Source organism: Microbacterium aurantiacum (assembly GCF_021654035.1).
Classification (GTDB): Bacteria; Actinomycetota; Actinomycetes; order Actinomycetales; family Microbacteriaceae; genus Microbacterium; species Microbacterium aurantiacum.
Genome location: NZ_JAJPDW010000004.1, coordinates 180429 through 198208, shown reverse-complemented (window position 1 = coordinate 198208; position 17780 = coordinate 180429). Strand labels below are relative to the sequence as shown.

General features: G+C 70.3%; 20 protein-coding genes. 12 read left to right on the top strand and 8 right to left on the bottom strand.

Annotation, left to right across the window (positions count from 1 at the left end):
- Positions 1 to 27 precede the first annotated feature (27 nt).
- Positions 28 to 912, top strand: coding sequence for an oxygenase MpaB family protein (locus tag LTL01_RS10855; RefSeq protein ID WP_236968572.1), 885 nt, complete (start codon positions 28 to 30; stop codon positions 910 to 912).
- A gap of 15 nt (positions 913 to 927) precedes the next feature.
- Here LTL01_RS10855 and LTL01_RS10850 read toward each other — a convergent pair whose 3' ends face one another.
- Both LTL01_RS10850 and LTL01_RS10845 read right to left on the bottom strand, forming a co-directional pair.
- Complete coding sequence (locus LTL01_RS10850) at positions 928 to 2133, bottom strand: NAD(P)/FAD-dependent oxidoreductase (RefSeq protein ID WP_236968571.1); 1206 nt, start codon at positions 2131 to 2133, stop codon at positions 928 to 930.
- Positions 2130 to 2486, bottom strand: a complete 357-nt coding sequence (locus tag LTL01_RS10845) for a Rieske 2Fe-2S domain-containing protein (RefSeq protein ID WP_236968570.1) — start codon at positions 2484 to 2486, stop codon at positions 2130 to 2132. Before LTL01_RS10845 ends, LTL01_RS10850 begins: the two co-directional genes overlap by 4 nt.
- 130 nt (positions 2487 to 2616) lie before the next feature.
- Between LTL01_RS10845 and LTL01_RS10840 the strand changes: the two genes are divergently transcribed.
- On the top strand, positions 2617 to 3564 hold the full coding sequence (locus LTL01_RS10840) for an NAD-dependent epimerase/dehydratase family protein (protein ID WP_236968569.1): 948 nt from the start codon (positions 2617 to 2619) through the stop codon (positions 3562 to 3564).
- Positions 3565 to 3570: 6 nt separating this feature from the next.
- Here the strand turns inward: LTL01_RS10840 and LTL01_RS10835 are convergent, their stop codons facing one another.
- Together LTL01_RS10835 and LTL01_RS10830 are read right to left on the bottom strand one after the other, a co-directional pair.
- The gene (locus LTL01_RS10835) at positions 3571 to 3906 is read right to left on the bottom strand and encodes a hypothetical protein (RefSeq protein ID WP_053547237.1); all 336 of its coding nucleotides are present in this window, start codon (positions 3904 to 3906) and stop codon (positions 3571 to 3573) included.
- Positions 3903 to 4979 carry an alkene reductase gene (locus tag LTL01_RS10830; protein ID WP_236968568.1) on the bottom strand — a complete coding sequence of 359 codons (1077 nt, stop codon included), beginning with the start codon at positions 4977 to 4979 and terminating at the stop codon, positions 3903 to 3905. Before LTL01_RS10830 ends, LTL01_RS10835 begins: the two co-directional genes overlap by 4 nt.
- Before the next feature lie 123 nt (positions 4980 to 5102).
- Between LTL01_RS10830 and LTL01_RS10825 the strand changes: the two genes are divergently transcribed.
- Positions 5103 to 5318 carry a hypothetical protein gene (locus LTL01_RS10825; RefSeq protein WP_053547239.1) on the top strand — a complete coding sequence of 72 codons (216 nt, stop codon included), beginning with the start codon at positions 5103 to 5105 and terminating at the stop codon, positions 5316 to 5318.
- Positions 5319 to 5435: 117 nt separating this feature from the next.
- Here LTL01_RS10825 and LTL01_RS10820 read toward each other — a convergent pair whose 3' ends face one another.
- Positions 5436 to 5936 (bottom strand): glutathione peroxidase, encoded by a 501-nt coding sequence (locus LTL01_RS10820; RefSeq protein ID WP_236968567.1) that lies wholly within the window; start codon positions 5934 to 5936, stop codon positions 5436 to 5438.
- 117 nt (positions 5937 to 6053) lie between these two features.
- Between LTL01_RS10820 and LTL01_RS10815 the strand changes: the two genes are divergently transcribed.
- A complete protein-coding gene (locus tag LTL01_RS10815; protein ID WP_236968566.1) occupies positions 6054 to 6575 on the top strand; it encodes a cupin domain-containing protein in 522 nt (173 codons plus the stop codon).
- A gap of 49 nt (positions 6576 to 6624) precedes the next feature.
- A complete protein-coding gene (locus tag LTL01_RS10810; RefSeq protein WP_236968565.1) occupies positions 6625 to 7578 on the top strand; it encodes a L,D-transpeptidase in 954 nt (317 codons plus the stop codon).
- Between the two features lie 15 nt (positions 7579 to 7593).
- On the opposite strand, the gene LTL01_RS10805 is transcribed toward LTL01_RS10810, so the two are convergent.
- Positions 7594 to 8376, bottom strand: coding sequence for an SDR family oxidoreductase (locus LTL01_RS10805; RefSeq protein WP_236968564.1), 783 nt, complete (start codon positions 8374 to 8376; stop codon positions 7594 to 7596).
- 174 nt (positions 8377 to 8550) lie between these two features.
- Between LTL01_RS10805 and LTL01_RS10800 the strand changes: the two genes are divergently transcribed.
- The 5 genes from LTL01_RS10800 to LTL01_RS10780 all read left to right on the top strand — a co-directional run bounded on the left by LTL01_RS10800 (position 8551) and on the right by LTL01_RS10780 (position 14557).
- The gene (locus LTL01_RS10800) at positions 8551 to 9543 is read left to right on the top strand and encodes an aldo/keto reductase (protein WP_236968563.1); all 993 of its coding nucleotides are present in this window, start codon (positions 8551 to 8553) and stop codon (positions 9541 to 9543) included.
- Positions 9544 to 9610: 67 nt separating this feature from the next.
- Entirely contained in the window at positions 9611 to 10102 is a 492-nt protein-coding gene (locus LTL01_RS10795; protein ID WP_236968562.1) for a prepilin peptidase, read from the top strand.
- Positions 10103 to 10174: 72 nt separating this feature from the next.
- Positions 10175 to 11230 carry a YihY/virulence factor BrkB family protein gene (locus tag LTL01_RS10790; protein ID WP_236968561.1) on the top strand — a complete coding sequence of 352 codons (1056 nt, stop codon included), beginning with the start codon at positions 10175 to 10177 and terminating at the stop codon, positions 11228 to 11230.
- On the top strand, positions 11223 to 11942 hold the full coding sequence (locus LTL01_RS10785; RefSeq protein ID WP_064319344.1) for an NAD(P)H-hydrate epimerase: 720 nt from the start codon (positions 11223 to 11225) through the stop codon (positions 11940 to 11942). The genes LTL01_RS10790 and LTL01_RS10785 overlap by 8 nt, the downstream gene beginning before the upstream one ends.
- A 113-nt stretch (positions 11943 to 12055) precedes the next feature.
- The gene (locus LTL01_RS10780; RefSeq protein WP_236968560.1) at positions 12056 to 14557 is read left to right on the top strand and encodes a glycogen/starch/alpha-glucan phosphorylase; all 2502 of its coding nucleotides are present in this window, start codon (positions 12056 to 12058) and stop codon (positions 14555 to 14557) included.
- 44 nt (positions 14558 to 14601) lie between these two features.
- On the opposite strand, the gene LTL01_RS10775 is transcribed toward LTL01_RS10780, so the two are convergent.
- On the bottom strand, positions 14602 to 15333 hold the full coding sequence (locus tag LTL01_RS10775; protein ID WP_236968559.1) for a glutamine amidotransferase: 732 nt from the start codon (positions 15331 to 15333) through the stop codon (positions 14602 to 14604).
- A 67-nt stretch (positions 15334 to 15400) separates the two neighbouring features.
- Between LTL01_RS10775 and LTL01_RS10770 the strand changes: the two genes are divergently transcribed.
- Positions 15401 to 15622 carry a response regulator gene (locus tag LTL01_RS10770; RefSeq protein ID WP_236968558.1) on the top strand — a complete coding sequence of 74 codons (222 nt, stop codon included), beginning with the start codon at positions 15401 to 15403 and terminating at the stop codon, positions 15620 to 15622.
- Entirely contained in the window at positions 15619 to 16314 is a 696-nt protein-coding gene (locus tag LTL01_RS10765) for a CYTH domain-containing protein (protein WP_236968557.1), read from the top strand. The genes LTL01_RS10770 and LTL01_RS10765 overlap by 4 nt, the downstream gene beginning before the upstream one ends.
- A 59-nt stretch (positions 16315 to 16373) precedes the next feature.
- On the opposite strand, the gene lpdA is transcribed toward LTL01_RS10765, so the two are convergent.
- Entirely contained in the window at positions 16374 to 17771 is a 1398-nt protein-coding gene (lpdA, locus tag LTL01_RS10760) for a dihydrolipoyl dehydrogenase (protein WP_236968556.1), read from the bottom strand.
- Positions 17772 to 17780: the final 9 nt, after the last annotated feature.

The following is a 17780-nucleotide window of genomic DNA, read 5'->3' as shown; positions in this document are numbered from 1 at the left end:
TGTACTCCCCGAGAGGAAAGTCACGCCATGACGGACGTTCACCCGAGTCGTTCCCTTGCCGACGCGCCCCGTGCCGACGACGGATATTACGGCCCCGACAGTGTGTCGTGGCGCGTCTTCGCCGACCCCGGTTCCGCGTTGGGAGCCAAGAACGCGGTCTTCCTCCAGATGCTGGATGCCGGCATGATGACCCACTTCGAACGGGTCTCGCTCACGTCGGAAGGACCGGAGGCGATGGCGGCCCGTTTCGACCGCACGTCGGCGTACCTCCGCGATTCGATCTACGCGGACAAGGCGCACGCGGATGCCGCAGCCGCCCACGTCGACATGCTGCACGAGCGTGCGAGCTGGACGAATCCCGAAACGGGCGAGGTCGTCAGCGCCAAGCAGCCGGAATGGCAGCGGTGGACGTGGTGGACCTACATCTGGTCGGCGGTGCGCGGGTACCAGGAATTCGGTCCCGGCCTGTCGACGGCGGATGCCGATCGGGTGGTCGTGGAATCCCGCATCGGTGCGCAGAAGCTGCACGTGCCCGGCCCGTACTTCGAGACGTTCGCCGAGCTCGACAGCTACATCCGGACGGAGCTGCCGAAGAAGTCGCTGACGATCTTCGCCGCGCTCGCCGGCCACTCGTTGCGGCACCCCGACGTGAAGGGGCCGGTGGCGAAGTGGGCGACGCGGCGGGTGCTGAACGGCGTCCTGTCGCTTCTTCCCCTGGAAGCACGGTACTTCTTCGCCGTCGAGGACCGCAGCGACAAGGAGTTCGCCCGCGGCGCGCGTTTCACCAAGTGGATCGCGAAGCTCTCCCGCAAGAACCAGACCGCCGAGCAGCTCATCGCGCAGGCGATCGGGGAGACGATCGCGGCCCCGTATCGGAAGGTGAGGGCGAAGAAGCCCGTCGCCGCGGCGTGAGGCCGCGGCGCGCCGTCAGGCGTGCGGGAGGAGGGATCGCACCGGGACGGCCGGGTCGACCAGCTGATCGGCGACGACGGGCGTGCGGCGGTCGATCAACCGCCGCGCGGCCCGCACCGCCAGGGGATCATCCACGCTGACGGCACCGACGAGGCGGTCGCCGTCCACGACGAAGACGGTCGGGTGCAGTCCCGGGCGCACGACCTCGCGCGCCGTGCCCGCCATGGCGCCGACGACCTCGACGTGATGTCCGTAGCGGTCCGACCAGAACCAGTCGGCACCGCGACCCGCGGGCGGGAGGCCCAGGATGGCGTCGGCGACATCCTGGCCGTCCGCCCGAGCCGCATCCCAGTGCCCGCTGCCGGGACGGAGCACGCCGTCCTTCCACCGCCGGGCGACGTCGCCCACGGAGTAGATGCCCGGCGCCGACGTCAGGCCGCCGTCCTGGACGACGATTCCGTCATCCACGTCGAGCCCGGCCTCCCGCGCGACGATCGGATCGGTCACGACACCGGTGGCCACGAGCACACCGTCGACCTCGACGGCGTCGCCCCCGGTGAGGTCGACACGCAATGCCCCGCCCGTGGGGACGACGCCGGCCACGGTGTCGCGACGGCAGTCGACACCCGCGGCGCCGTGCATGGCGTGCAGGTGCGCGGCCATCGTCGGGCCGAAGGCGCGTGTGCCGGGGACCGCGGAGGGATCGATGAGGGTGACCTCCGAGCCTGCGGTCCGCAGCGCCGCGGTGGCCTCGGCCCCGATGAGTCCCGCGCCCACCACGGCGATGCGACGTCCCTTCAGCGCATGGAGGGCTTGGGCATCGGCGTAGGTCTGCAGTGACAGGACGCCCGGCAGGGTGCCGCCGGGGAAGGCCGCAGGTCGGGGGGCGGTGCCCGTCGCGAGCACGATCACGTCTCCGGCGAGGAGGGCGCCGTCGTCGAGCCGGAGTGTGCGGGCGGCGGCGTCGAGTGCCACGACGGTACGTCCGGTGTGGACCTCGATCGACGCCTGCGCGAGGGCCTCCGGGGCGGCGAAGGCGAGCGACGACAAGGGGGCGCCGTCGACGAGGACCGTCTTGGAGAGCGGGGGCCGGTCATAGCAGGCCGCCTCCCGTTCGACGATGACGATCTCACCGTCGAAGCCGCGGTCCCGAAGGGTGGACGCCACCGTCCACCCCGCGATCCCTCCGCCGGCGATGAGGACTCGCCGCGGCGCGCTCACGCCAGGCGCTCAGGATTCGGCGTGAGCATCAGCTCGTCTCCGACCACCTCGACGGTGTGGACGCCGACCCCCCGCGTCGCGGGTTGGGTGAGGGCCGCACCGTCGGCAAGACGGAACGTCGCCGCATGCAGAGGGCACTCGACGCATCCGTTCTCTATCCAGCCCTGGGCGAGGGAGGTCTGCTCATGCGTACAGGTGTTGTCGATCGCGTAGTAGCGACCGGCGCTGAAGATCACGGCGATGTCATCCAGGGTGCCGGCCGTGGCACGCGGCACGACGAGCGCGGCATCCTCATCGATGTCGCCCACGACTGCGACCTTGATCGCTTGTCCCGGCGAGGGGGAAATGCTCATGGCGCCACCGTAGCAGCGGCGTCGAGGGGCCACCGGTCGACGAGGACGCGCGCCGCGCAGCCGTGAACTCTTCACGGGACGGACGCGCCTGCGTCATCTTCTCCGCCATCGCTCCTGGCATGCTCAGACCATGCAATCCCAGCGGATGGTCGTGGTCGGAGCGGGGCCTGTGGGGTCAGCGGTGGCATGCCGGGCCGCGGAGCAGGGGTCCTCCGTGGTCGTCGTCACACGCTCCGGCCGTGGCCCGGACATCGACGGCGTGCGCCACATCGCCCTGGACGCGACCGACCGCGCGGCGCTCAGCGCGGCATCCGCCGGTGCCGACGTCATCGTCAACTGCGCCAACCCCGGGTCGTACCAGGCGTGGGAACGCGAGTGGCCGCCCCTCGCGGCGGCGATCCTCGGCGCCGCGGAGGACGTCGGCGCGGTCCTGGTCACGCTGAGCAACCTGTACGGCTACGGCCCGGTCGACGCGCCCATGACGCGGCACATGCTTCTTCGACCCTCCGATCACAAGGGCGCCCTTCGTGCGCGCATGTGGGAGGACGCCCGCGTGGCGCATGAGGCCGGAAGGGTGCGGGCCACGGAGGCCCGCGCTTCTGACTACATCGGTCCGACCGCGCCGACAGCGAGTTCGATCCTCGCCCGCTACGCCGCCGCGACGCTCGCGGGGAAGCCCGCGACGGTCTTCAGTGACCCCGACCAGCCGCACGCGTGGACCGCGGTCGACGACATCGCCGCGACGCTCCTCGCGCTGGCGCAGAACGAGCAGGCCTGGGGGAGCCCATGGATCGTCCCCTCGAGCCCGCCGACGACGGTCCGCGGGGTGTTGAGCGAACTCTCCCGGCTGTCCGGTGCCCCGGCTCCGCGCCTGCGCACACTTCCGCGCCCGGTGGTCCGGATGGGGGGATGGGTGGTGCCGATCCTTCGCGAGCTGGAAGGCGTCCTGTACCAGTTCGACCGCCCGTTCCTCGTCGACACGGCGGAGACGACGGCGGTGCTCGGCATCCGTGCCACGCCGTGGCCGACGGTCCTCGCCGAAACCGCCGTGGCCTGGCGCGACCGCGCGGTCGGCTGAGGGGCCTCAGAGCGCGGAGATCCGTACCCGCCAGCCCAGGCGCTCGAGAGCCGCGCGCAGGCGCTCGGCCTGATCCGCGGCATCCGTCAGAGAGGCGGTCGACCAGACGTCGATCGCGAACGGCGGCGGCTCCCCAAAGCGGGGAAGCTCCACCTCCGCCCACGCCGAAGGCCCCAGCGGGACCCGGGGGAACGCCGTGCCCGCACCCTCGACGACCCCGTCGGCCGCGAAGGCGATCGCGTCGAGGGCGTCGAGTTTGGTGATCGGCAGATGCACGACGAGCGTGATGACGTGCCGCTCGGGATGAGCGGCCGCCGCGGCGTTCCTCCGGGTCTTCCTCACGCCGCCAGAGTGGGGTAGTCCGTGTAGCCGCGGGCGTCGGGGCCGTACACCGTGGCCTGGTCGACGGGGTTCTCCTCGGCCCCGCGCTCCCATCGCTCCACGAGGTCGGGGTTGGCGATGGCCGGTCGGCCGACCGCGACGAGATCGGCGATGTCCTCATCGATGACGCGGATCGCCTCGTCGCGCGAGGTCACGCGTCCGAAGCCCGAGTTCGCGATGAAGATGCCGCCGAAGGCGCGGCGCAGCTCCTGCGGGAGGGCGCCGGAGGGGTCCTCGTGGAGGATGCTCAGATACGCCAGCCCCAGGGGTGCGAGCCCCTCGACCAGAGCCAGGTAGGTCGCGCGGGTCTCATCCGCGTCGCGCTCCCACACGTCCTGGATGTTGTGGGCGGGGGAGATGCGGATGCCGACCCGCTCGGCTCCGATCTCCTCGACGACCGCCCGTGCGACCTCGATGACGAAACGGGCCCGGGCCTCGGGCGAACCGCCGTATCCGTCCTCGCGGCGGTTCGACGCGGGGGAGAGGAACTCGTGGAGGAGGTAGCCGTTCGCGGAGTGCAGCTCGACGCCGTCGATGCCGGCGTCCACGGCGCGCCGAGCGGCACGGACGATCTCGTCGCGCACCGTCGCCAGCTCCTCGGTCTCCAGCGCGTGCGGAACCGGGAAGTCGACCTTCGATCCGTCGGCGAGCCGCGTCTGGCCCTCGATCGCGATCGCCGAGGGCGCGACGATCCGCGCGGTGCCGGTGATGCCGGTGTGCGAGACCCGGCCGCCGTGCATCACCTGCATGAAGACGGTGCCCCCGGCGGCGTGCACGGCATCGGCGACACGAGCCCATCCCGCAGCCTGTGCGTCGGTGGCGATGCCGGGCTGCCCGGGGTACGCGCGCGACTCGGCGCTCGGGAACACGCCCTCGGTGACCAGCAGGCCGATCCCGGCGCGCTGGGCGTAGTACTGCGCCACCAGATCACCCGGCACACCGGCCTCATCCGCGCGAAGACGGGTCATCGGCGCAAGCGACACGCGGTTGCGCACGGTGGTGGAGCCGACGGTGGTGGGGGAGAAGAGCGTCACGGAGAATGTCCTTTCGTTGACCATTGTTCCGGGCCGGGACAACGGTCGGGTCGTGATCGCTATTCCTGGGAGCCCCCTGTCAACCCCGCCGCGCGGCGGGCCCACGGGTCGTACCGTGAGGGCATGGACACCTCCCCTGAGAAGGACGCGCAGCGCGCGACGGATCGGCACGACCAGTTGACCACGGCGCCCGCGGCGACCGAGGAGGACGCCGCGCCCCGCATCCGCGTGACCGAGCACGACGGCATCCGTCGGATCGACATCGACCCGGATGCCGCGGTGCGGCCCGGAGTGGGGCAGACCGGCGCTGATGCCGGGGAATCCGGATCATCCCGCTGATCCGACTCGCCTTCGGGTCACCGGGCGACGGGCACCTGCAGCTCGGTCAACTCCGCGATCCTCAGCGCCCGCGGAAGGGAGCGCCGCGGGGGTGTGACGGACGCGCCGGGTCTCGGGTCAGGCGGACGGGACCTCGCCGGGCAGTGCCTTCTCGATCGCGGCGATCACCTCGGGGGCGTCGGGCTTCGTGCGAGGGGAGAAGCGCGAAACCTCGCCGTCTGGGCTGATGACGAACTTCTCGAAGTTCCAGCTGATCCCCCCGGCCTTGCCGTCGTCGGTCGGCACGGTGGTCAGCTGCTGGTAGAGGGGATGCGCCTTCTTGCCGTTGAGTCGGACCTTCTCCGACATCGGGAAGGTCACTCCCCACGTCGTGGAGCAGTACTCCTCGATCTTCTCCTCCGAGCCCAATTCCTGGAGGAACTGGTTGCTGGGGAACCCGATGACGGTGAAGCCGCGCGGACCGTATTCCTTCTGCAGCGCTTCGAGGGTCTCGTACTGCGGCGCGAGACCGCACCGTGATGCGACGTTGACGACGAGCGCCGCACGTCCACCCGTCAGCTCACCGAAGGTCGTCTCTTCGCCGCGGATGGTGGTGATGGGGATGTCACGAAGGTCCATCCCCGCATCATCCCGCGCCGGGTGGTCGCGCGGCCCGATGTCGGCCCGGTTCTCAGCCGATTCTTACGGGCGCGCCGCGCAGACCCTAGGCTGGCGGCATCCGGGAGGGGATGTCCCATGAGGAATCGGTCTGTGCGCATGCTGGTCATCGCCCCGCTCGTGGCGCTGTTGTTGACCGTCGGGGGATGTGCCGCCCCGGCGGCGACCTCGCCGACGCCGGGGAGCACCGCGGGTACCGCCCCCGCTGTGACGGTGTCGGCGTCCACGGCACCCGTGTCCGCCGTGGACCTGGCCGCCGGCGAGATCGACGAAGGGGTGGCCGTCGATGTCCCCGACGCGGGAGAAGGCGTCGGCGTCACGTTCCGTGAGATCACGCTCGCGCCCGGCGCGAGCACGGGCGTGCACTGCCACCACGGTCAGCTGATCGCGGTGGTCCAGGCGGGCGCGCTGACCCACTACGCCGACACGCATCCGGGCGGCGTGCGCGTCTACGCCGCCGGTGAGGCGATCATCGAGGGCGCGTACTACCCCCACGAAGGCGTCAACGAGGGCGAAGAGCCCGTCGTCCTGTGGGTCACCTACATCATCCCGGAGGGGGAGCCGCTCGCGGAGACCGACCTCGCCCGCTGCGACCCCTGAGCCGTGGCGTCGGGTTGCGGGGGACTGGCAGCCGGGTGAGCATGGACGCATGACGGACGCGCCCGACCCCGCCGCCGACCCCGACCGGGCGGCATCTGCGTCCTCGCGTCGCCGGTGGCCGTGGATCGTCGGTGGAATCGCGACCCTGACGGTTACGGTGGGTGCGGCGCTCGCCGTGTCGGGATTGACTGCCGGGCCCGACGCGGGACCGACATCGGCGCCGATGCCGACAGTCGCGGCGACCCCGTCGCCCGTACCCACCCCGACTCCCACCCCGACGATCACGGAATTCCCCGCGAACACCGTTGCGTACGATCCCGCGGGGCTGGCGCAGGTGGATGTCTTCGCCGTCAACGCGGGGCTTCCCGTCGACGACGACCCGTACGCGGTGCCGAGCGAAGCGATCGCGACTCCCCGCGCGGCGGGCGCTCCCGTCTTCGCCGATCCGACGGCTGAGCCGATCGGCTTCCTCCCGGCGACCCTCCCCTTCGACGGGACGTCGGTTCCGGTCGTCGAGCGGCAGGAGCACTGGCTGAAGGTGCTCCTCGTCGGACGACAGTCCGTTCCCTCGCAGGGGAACGCCGCGCAGGTCGCCGGGTGGGTCCGAGCCGCCGACGTCGACGTCGTCCCCTCCGACGCGCACGTCGAGGTCGCGATCGGCGCGCGCACGATCGACATCGTGCGCGGCGAGGAGCGGCAGACGATCGCGACGGACTTCGCCTGGGGCACCGAGGCCACGCCGACCCCGCTCGGGCGGTCGTACATCATGACCACGCGCGTCGTGCCCGAGTTCGGCTATACCCGCGGGCACCCCATCGTGTACCTGTCGGTGCAGTCCCCGACGCTCGACGGCTTCGGCGGAGCGGATGCCGCGGTCACGGCGTTCCACTACCACGATGAGCGATCGGGGGCGATCTCCAACGGCTGCGTGCGTGTGGATCCCGCCGCGATCGCTGCGCTCGCCGAGCTGCCGGAGGGCACCCCGGTCCTGATCACGCCGTGACGGCCGACTACTTGCTCACCAGGTGGAATCGCCGCGCATGACCGCGTCCGAGCCGCCGTCGATGAAGATCACCTGCCCGCACAGGTGCGCATTCTCCTCGCTGACCAGCCACGCGAGAAGGTAGGCGGCGTCCCGCGGCGGGAAGATCCCGTTGAGCGGCATCGGCACCATCTGCAGGATCGCCTCCCGGGCCTGCTCCGTGCTCGTGAACTGCTCGGTCATCGCCGTCGACACGACCCCCGGGGCGATCGCGTTCAGCGGGATCCCTGCACCTGCCCAATCCGGGGTCGGTGCGTGGCGCCGGATCCAGCGGGCGAGGGCACGCTTCGTAGTCCCGTAGATCGCGTTCGCCTCCTCCGGTGAGCCTGCCGCCAGTTCACGCGCCCGGCTGAGCGCCGCGTCCTCGTCGCCGTCGAGCAGTCGATCGAGGAGCGCGTCGTCCGGTGGATACAGCGATGCCATGGACGCCGTGGCCACGGCGCGGGGCGCGGGGGACTCGGCCAGCAGCGGTCGGAGTCCTTCGAGCGTGGCGACGGCGCCGAAGTAGTTGACGGCCGCGGTGGCGACGGTCGGTGACGCGAGGCCCGCGTTGGCGATCACCCCGTCGACGGCGCCGCCGGAGAGGTCGCGGACGCCGTCGACGAGCGCTCTCCGCCCCTCCGGCGTGGTGAGATCCGCATCGACGTCGCTCCCGCGCAGGTCGACGCCGATGATCCGGTTCCCCCGCTCGGCGAGCAGCTCCGCCGTGGCCCGCCCGATTCCGCTCGCGGCACCGGTGATGACGATCGTGCGTGTCATGCTTCCGTCCTCCATTCCCGTCCGGCGCCGATGCCGAAGGCAGCTGGGATGCGCCGACACCTCGAGTGTCCTCCGACCCGCGCGGATGCCGCCAGGGCCGGGGCCGTGAATATCGCGTCGCCCGTCGGGCACGTCGCGCGTGACATGCTGGGCGAGGACTATCGAGGAGGATCCATGCAGCAGCGACCCTTGGGGCACACCGGACGGAACGTCTCGGTGATCGGACTCGGCACCTGGCAGCTCGGCGCGGACTGGGGAGCGGTCACCGAAGAGGACGCCACCGCGGTGCTCGCGGCATCCGTCGAGCAGGGCGTGACCCTGTTCGACACGGCCGATGTCTACGGCGACGGGCGCAGCGAATCGATCATCGGGCGATTCCTCGCACAGCGTCCTGGCCACGACATCACGGTCGCGACGAAGATGGGGCGACGGATGCCCCAGGAACCGGAGAACTACAGCCCGGACAACTTCCGCGCGTGGACCGAGCGCTCGCGACGCAACCTCGGGGTGGACACGCTCGACCTCGTCCAGCTGCACTGCCCCCCGTCGGCGGTCATCGAGGCGGACGGCACGTTCGACGCCCTGGACGCCCTGGTCGCGGAGGGCGCGATCGCGGCCTACGGGGTCTCGGTGGAGACGGTGTCGCAGGCGCTCGCCGCGATTTCCCGGCCCGGCGTGACGAACGTCCAGATCATCGTCAACCCGTTCCGGCTGAAGCCGCTCGACGAGGTCCTCCCGGCCGCAGCGACCGCCGGTGTCGCGGTGTTCGCCCGTGTGCCTCTGGCATCGGGCCTGCTGTCGGGGCGCTACACCTCCGACACGGCCTTCTCGTCCGACGACCACCGCAGCTACAACCGCCACGGTGAGGCTTTCGATCGCGGCGAGACCTTCTCCGGCGTCGACTACGACACGGGAGTGGCGGCCGCGTCCGAGCTCGCGGCCGCGCTGCCGGAGGGCGTGACCCTGCCCGCCGCGTCGCTCGCGTGGATCGCGGCGCAGAACGGGATCACGAGTGTCATCCCGGGCGCGCGGAACGTCCGGCAAGCACGCTCGAACGCCGCCGCCGCGGACCTCCTCGACGGCGGGTTCGATCTCGCCGCCTTCGATGCGGCCGTCCGGCGCGTCTACGACGAGCGACTCCGCGCGGAGATCCACCCCCAGTGGTGACCGGTCTGCGCGCGCGGTTGTCCACAGGCCGCCCGCGCAGACGTCCAGCGGAGGTTAGCCTCTGCTCGTGCTCATCGAGATCCTCCGCGGCGGCATCCTGCTCGCCTTTCTCGGGTGGGGTGCCGTCCTCGCGATGATCGATGTGCGCACGCACCGGCTTCCCAACCGCATCGTGCTCCCCGCCTACCCGATCGCGCTCGTCGCGCTCGGGTTGCTGGCGGTCGCCGAGGGTGATGGGCCCGCGTTCCTCCGCGCGCTCCTCGGTGGGCTCGTCCTGTTCGGCGCCTACGCCGTGCTCCGCGGCATCCGGGGCAGCGGACTCGGCGGCGGCGACGTCAAGCTCGCCGGTGTCCTCGGCCTCCTCCTCGGCTTCGCCGGGTGGGGGAGCCTCCTGGTGGGCGCGGCATCGGCCTTCGTCGCGGGCGGCCTCTACGCGATCGCGCTCCTCCTTCTCCGCCGCGCCGATCGTCATACCGCGATCCCCTTCGGCCCGTGGATGCTCCTCGGCGCGTGGATCGGGCTTCTCCCGCCCCTGCTGCAGGGGACCGCTCCCCTCTGATCCCCTCTGTCACACATCCGCGGGCATGTCGAGCCCCGGGACACGCGATCGACCGTGGGTATCGTGGCGCACATGGCAGACCTGATCGCGAAAGTGACCGCCTGGGCGCTGGCGCTCCGACCCGTGCGGACCTTCCTGCACTACTCCGAGCGCCGAGGGGCGATGCTCGCGGACGCGATCACGTACCGCGCGCTGTTCTCCGTCTTCGCCGGGGTGTTGTTGGGGTTCTCGTTCGCGGCGCTGTGGTTGAGCGACAACCCGGTCGCCTGGCAGTCGCTCATCAGCGCCGTCGACTCCGCCATCCCCGGTCTGCTGGGGGAGGGCGGGCTGATCGACGTCGACGACATCGCCGCCCCCGCGGGACTGACGGTCGCCGGCATCCTGTCGCTCGTCGGCCTCCTCGGCGCGGCGATCGGCGCCATCGGATCGCTCCGCTCGGCGCTGCGGGCGCTCGCCGACCGCGTCGCCGAGGACACGCTCTTCATCTGGGTGATCCTGCGGAACCTCGCCCTGGCCGTCGCGATCGGCGGGGGCTTCGTGCTCGCCGCCGCAGCGACCTTCGCGGGCACCGCCTTCATCGGCAGCGTCCGGGAGTGGATCGGCATCGGCGACGGTGCGCTCGTCGAGATCGCGACTCGCGGCTTCTCCATCGTGGTGGTCTTCCTCCTCGACGCCGGGCTGATCGCCCTCGCCTTCGTGACACTCGCCGGGGTGAAGGCGCGCCCGCGGACGATCATCGGCGGGGCGGCCCTCGGCGGAGTCGGGCTGGTCGTTCTGCAACAGCTGTCCGGACTTTTCGTCGGAGGCGCCGGATCCAACCCGCTCCTGGCCTCCTTCGCCGCTCTCATCGCACTCCTGCTCTGGTTCAATCTGTCGGCGCAGGTGATCCTCCTCGCCTCTTCCTGGATCATCCTGGGCGTCGCCGAGGACGCCGATCGGGTCCGCGAGCGCCACGGTGCGCCCACGTTCATCCTGCGACGCGTGCGCAAGGCGGAGAACGCCGTCCGGGTGGCCACCGAAGAGCTCGCCGCGGCACGGGAAGCGGCGGAGGCCGAGCGCGAAGCGACCCTCGCCCGGGCGACGGATGCCGCAGCGGTCGGCGCAGCGAAGGACGACACCCGTGGCTGAGGCTCGGTCGATCGTGCCGCTGTTTCACGCCGACGCGATTCGGAGGGCCGAGAAGCCGCTTCTCGAGGCGGGCGAGCCGCTCATGCGTCGCGCGGCGGCGGCGCTGGCGGCGATCGCTCACGCAGAGCTCGAGTCCGCGGGCGAGCAGATCCCGAGCGGCACGCATGTCCGACGTCCCCGTGTCCTCATCCTCGCCGGACCCGGCGACAACGGTGGCGACGCGCTGTACGCGGCCGTCGAGCTGACCGACGAAGCCGACGTCGACGTCCTCCTCGTCAGCGACCGCTTCCACGAGGCGGCCTTCGCTGCGGCGATCGGCGTGGGGGTCCGTCGGGTGGAGATGTCTGCGGCGCGGGATTCCGCATCGCAGTACACGCTGATCCTCGACGGGATCGTCGGCATCGGAGCGTCGGCGGCTCTGCGCGGAACCGCGCGCGAGGCCGTCCGGGTGCTCCGCCCGCTCGTGGAGAGCGCCGAAACGAGCGTGATCGCGGTCGACCTGCCGAGTGGTGTGGATCCCGACACCGGAGCTCATGACGACGTCGTTCTGCCGGCATCCGTCACCGTCACGTTCGGTGGGGTGAAGGCAGGACTCATCGGTGGCGACGGTGCTCCGGTCGCGGGGCGTGTCATCCTGGTCGACCTGGGGCTGGACCTCCCGCCCGACGACGCCGTGGGGAGCGGGGAAATCAGCGGAATCGTGACCGGCTGACGATCCTCTCCCGCCGACCCGGCGCCTTCGCGCGACGTGTCGAGTTCATTAAGGTCTGCTGGATCTTTCCCTGCCGGTATGCGTCCGGGCCCTCGCACCGCTATTTTCTTGTCGTGCCCGATCAAATCTCGCCTGTCTCGAGCAAGCCGTCTCACGCGCTCGCACTCGCCCCCGTCCCCACGCCTCCCAGCACGGTCGACGGCTTCGTCAAGCAGTTCCTGGAGAACCTCAATCTGGAGCGGGGCGTGACCCTCTCCACAGCGAGCCCGAATGACCGATACATCGCACTCGCCACCACCGTGCGCGACTTCCTGGTCGCCCGATGGCTCGAGGACATCCGGCGGCAGAAGGAGGCGCAGGCGAAGGGCGTCTGCTACCTCTCGGCCGAGTATCTGCTCGGTCGTCAGCTCGACAACAACCTCCTCGCCACACGCCTGACCGACATCGCCACCGAGGCTCTGGCGGCGTGCGGCATCGACATCGACGAGCTGCGCGCGCTGGAGGTCGAGCCGGGCCTCGGCAACGGCGGACTCGGTCGCCTCGCCGCCTGCTTCATCGATTCGCTCGCGACGATGAGCGTCCCGAGCGTCGGATACGGCATCCGGTACGAGTACGGCATCTTCCGGCAGACCTTCGTGGACGGCCAGCAGGTCGAGCAGCCGGACGCGTGGCTCACGCTCGGGTCTCCGTGGGAGTTCGCCCACCCGGAGGCCGCCCAGACCATCTCCTTCGGCGGATACACCGAGACGTTCGATGAGGGCGGCGTCACCCGCAGTCGCTGGGTGCCGGGCTGGAACGTCCAGGCTGTGCCGTACAACTACATGGTGCCCGGGTACCACAACGGACGCGTGAACACCCTCCGCCTCTGGCGGGCCGTCGCCACCGACGCCTTCGACCTGCGGATCTTCAACTCCGGCGACTACGAGAAGGCGGTTCGCGCGCAGACCTACGCCGAGAACATCTCCAAGGTGCTCTACCCGGAGGATTCCACACCCCAGGGCAAGGAGCTGCGCCTGCAGCAGCAGTACTTCTTCGTCGCCGCGTCCATCCGCGACTTCCTGGACCACATGCTCACCCCGGGCTTCGACCTCTCCAAGCTCCCCGACCGGGTCATCTTCCAGCTCAACGACACCCACCCCGTGATCGCGGTCCCGGAGTTCATGCGCGTCCTCGTCGACGAGGAGCACATGGAGTGGGATGCGGCGTGGGAGATCACGCAGCAGTGCTTCGCGTACACCTGCCACACGCTGCTGCCGGAGGCCCTCGAGGTGTGGTCGGTGGAGCTTCTCGGCCGGCTCCTGCCGCGGCACCTGGAGATCATCTACCGCATCAACGACGAGTTCCTCGCCGCGGTGCGGGAGCGCTTCGGCGACGACGAGATGCGCATCCGGAACATGTCGATCATCGCGGAGTTCCCCGAGCGATCGGTGCGGATGGCGTACCTCGCCACCGTGGCCGGCGCGAAGGTCAACGGCGTCGCGGAGCTGCACTCGCAGCTGCTGCGCGAGAAGGTCCTCCCCGACTTCGACGAGTTCTACCCGGGCAAGTTCACCAACGTCACCAACGGGGTCACGCCCCGCCGGTTCCTGCGTCTGGCGAATCCGGGCCTGGCCGGCCTCATCACCGACGCGCTCGGTGCGGGCTGGACCGTCGACCTGGAACGTCTGCGGGGCCTGGAGTCCTTCGCGGAGGACCCGGAGTTCCGCGCCCGCTTCGCCGAGGTCAAGGCTGCGAACAAGCGCGTGCTGAGCGATGTGCTGCGCGCGCGGGACGGGTTCGAGGTCAGCGACGGGCACATGCTCGACGTGATGGTCAAGCGCTTGCACGAGTACAAGCGGCAGATGCTGAAGGTGCTGCACATCGTCACGTCCTACGAGCGGATCGTCTCCGGCCGTGTGCGGGCGGAGGACGTCCAGGGACGCGCCTTCATCTTCGGGGCCAAGGCCGCGCCGGGCTACGTCATGGCCAAGCGCATCATCCACCTCATCAACGCCGTGGGGGAGGTCGTCAACAACGACCCCCGCGTCCAGGGACGTCTACAGGTCCTCTTCCCGCCCAACTACAACGTCACCCTCGCCGAGCGCGTGATCCCCGCCGCCGACCTGTCCGAGCAGATCTCCCTCGCCGGCAAGGAGGCCTCGGGCACGGGGAACATGAAGTTCGCCCTCAACGGCGCTCTGACCATCGGCACGGACGACGGGGCGAACGTCGAGATCCGCGAGCTCGTCGGAGACGACAATTTCTTCCTCTTCGGCATGACCGAGCCCGAGGTCGAGGAGCTGTGGACGCGCGGGTACAAGCCCGCGGAGTTCTACCAGCAGGACGACGATCTCCGACGTGCGATCGACCTGATCGCGTCGGGTGCGTTCTCGGACGGCGACCGCACGGTCTTCGAACCGGTCGTGTCGAACCTGCTGTACGACGACCGCTTCATGGTGCTGGCCGACTACGCCTCGTACATCCGGGCGCAGGATCGCGTCGACGCCGCGTACGCCGACCAGGACGCCTGGACCAAGGCCGCGATCCTCAACATCGCCCGGTGCGGCTTCTTCTCGTCGGACCGTTCCATCCGCGACTACATCGACCGGATCTGGCACACGCCGCCGATGCTGTGAGCGTCGCCGCGCACGACGCCCGCTGACGCCGAGTCCCGTCGGCGTCAGCGGGCGTAGCGCTCGACGAAGGTCCGGAGCATCCGAGAGGGTTCGCTGACGGAAGCGCGCCGGACGGCGGCGAGGGTGAGGTCGAGCTCGTCCGCCGCGAAGTACCCGTAGTCCGCGTAGGCGTGGATGCGGGTCGTGATCCCGGCGAGGTCCAGCTCCGGGTGGAACTGGGTCGCGTAGACGTTGCGGCCGACGCGGAACATCTGCACCGGGCAGGTCGTCGACGAAGCCAGGAGCGTCGCCGACGGGGGAAGCCGCGAGATGGCCTCCTTGTGTCCGACGAAGGCGGAGAAGGATGCCGGCATGCCGGCCACCAGCGGATCCACCCGGCCCTCGTCCGTGAGCGTCACCTCGACCACGCTGATCGGTTCGGAGTGGACGCGGTCGATGACCGCACCCTGGTGTGCGCCCAGCGTGCCCACGCCGTAGCACGCACCCAGGAACGGGACGTCGCGCGCGACGACCTCGTCGAGCAACGCGGCGAACTCGCGCTCCACGCGGACCTGCACGCCCGACTTCCGCTCCGCGGGATCGGACGCGTTGAACGGTCCGCCGCCGACGAAGATGCCCGAAAGGGAATCGAGGTCGAACGCGGGCATCGGGCGGGATTCCAGCCGCACCCGGAGGAGGTCCCGTTCCTCCAGGCCGGTGTAGCGCAGGAACAGCGCGTACTCCTCGTCGGCGGGCACGTCCTCGGCACGGGTGGACAGGAGGACGAAGGGCTTCACGTGACCACGATAGTCGGCCGCGCGCAAGTGCCTGATCCCGCCGGCGGGGGCGGACTATGCTCGCGGCATGGCTATCGCACGACTGCATCAAGGACCCCTCGACGGACAGCTCCTCCCGCTGGAGGAGGACGACCTCGAGCGCCTCATCGTCCCTTACAGCGAGACCCAGGTCGTCTACGAACGCAAGGGCGAGCCGGAGCACACCGGGGACAGCGACGGACCGACCGAGATCAACTACTGGTTCATCGAGGCGCAGGACGACATCGATCCGGCGAGCGATTCGGTGTGAGCGCGGCTGTCGACCCCTCGGCCGAGCCCTCCGCCGATGGGGGACCGTCGCGGACGGTGGAGATCGAGCTGAAGTTCGATGTGGACGACTCTGTCGACCTCCCGGACTGGACGGTTCTGCCCGGGGTCAGCGCGGTCGGCGATCCCGAGCTGCGCGACCTCGACGCGCTGTACTTCGACACCCTCGACTTCGCGTTGGCGCAAAGCGGGTACGCGCTGCGGCGTCGCCTCGGCGGCCCGGATGCCGGCTGGCACATCAAGGGCCCGCGGGTGCGTGGAGCGCGCGTCGAAGTCGGCTGGCCGTTGGACGCGGACGAGCCTACGGGCGCGGAGCCACAGGGCATCGGCGTGGTTCCGGCTGTTCCGGATGCCGTTCGTGCCGCGGTCGCGGAGATCGTGACCGGCACGGTCGGTCCCATCGCCCGACTGCGGAACACGCGAACCGCGTACGCCCTGACGGATGCCGCGGGCGGCATGGTGGCGGAGGTCGTCGACGACCACGTGTCCGCGCTGGACGCCCGCACCGGCGCGGAGCGTCGATGGCGCGAGTGGGAGGTCGAGCTCGGCCCCGCGGCGCCGGCGGACGACCACGAACGCGCGGCCTTCTTCGCGGCGGTCGTGGAGGCGGTCACCGCGGCGGGCGGCCGGGAAGCGGCCTCCGCGTCGAAGCTCGCGCGCGCCCTCGGCTACTGACGGCAGACACGCAGAAGGGGGCGCGGGCTGGATGCCCGCGCCCCCTTCTGCGTGTCTGATCAGAGATTGATCATGTGTCCCGCGAGGCCGTGGAACGCCTCCTGGAGGCCCTCCGACAGCGTGGGGTGGGTGTGGATGTTCCGGGCCGCCTCGAGCGCGGTGAGGTCCCACTTCTGCGCGAGCGTGAGCTCGGGGAGAAGCTCCGAGACATCGGGGCCGATGAGGTGACCGCCGAGGAGCTCGAGGTGCTCTCCGTCGGCGATGAGCTTGACGAAGCCGATCGGCTCGCCGAGACCGTTGGCCTTGCCGTTCGCGGAGAACGGGAACTTCGCGACCTTCACGTCGTAGCCGGCGTCGCGCGCCTGCTGCTCGGTGAGGCCGAAGGACGCCACCTGCGGCGAGCAGAACGTCGCCCGCGGCATCATGCGGTAGTCGCCGAGGGTCATCGTCTCGGCCTTGCCGATGGTCTCCGCGGCCACGACGCCCTGGGCTTCGGCCACGTGCGCGAGCTGGAGCTTCGCGGTGACGTCGCCGATCGCGTAGATGTGGGGCACGGAGGTGCGCATGTGGTCGTCGATCTCAATGGCGCCGCGGTCGGTCAGCTTCACGCCGGTGGTCTCGAGACCGAAGCCCTCCACGTTCGGCGCGAACCCGATGGACATCAGGACCTTGTCGGCTTCGATCGAGCCCTGGGCGCCGTCCTTGCCGGTGTAGGTGACGGTGACCTTGTCGCCGGAGTCGACGACCGTCTCGACCTTGGTGGAGGTCAGGATGTCGACACCGTACTTCTTGTACTGGCGGGCGATCTCCTTGGACACGTCGGCGTCCTCGTTCGGCAGTGCACGGTCGAGGAACTCGATGATCGTGACCTTCACGCCGTAGTTGGTCATCACGAAGGCGAACTCCATGCCGATGGCGCCGGCGCCGACGATGACGATCGACTCCGGAAGTTCGCGCGTCATGATCTGCTCTTCGTAGGTCACGACGTTCTCGCTCAGCTCGACGCCCGGCAGCAGTCGCACCTTCGAGCCGGTCGAGATGATCGCGTTGTCGAAGGTCACCTCGTCGGTGGAGCCGTCGCTCTTGGCGACCGTGAGGGCGTTCGGGCCCGTGAAGGTGCCGCGACCCTCGTACTCGGTCACCTTGTTCTTCTTCATGAGGAAGTGGATGCCCTTGACGTGGGTGTCCGAGACCTTCCGGCTGCGATCCCACGCGACGCCGAAGTCGAAGTGGACGTCACCCGAGATGCCGAACAGTTCGGCCTTGTCGTGGAACGTGTGGGCGAGGTCGGCGTTCTTCAGGAGAGCCTTCGAGGGGATGCACCCGACGTTCAGGCACACACCACCCCAGTACTTCTCCTCGATGATCGCGACCGTGAGGCCGAGCTGGGCGGCGCGGACGGCCGCGACGTACCCGCCGGGGCCTGCGCCGAGGATGGCGACGTCGTAGTGAGGCATGGCTCCCAG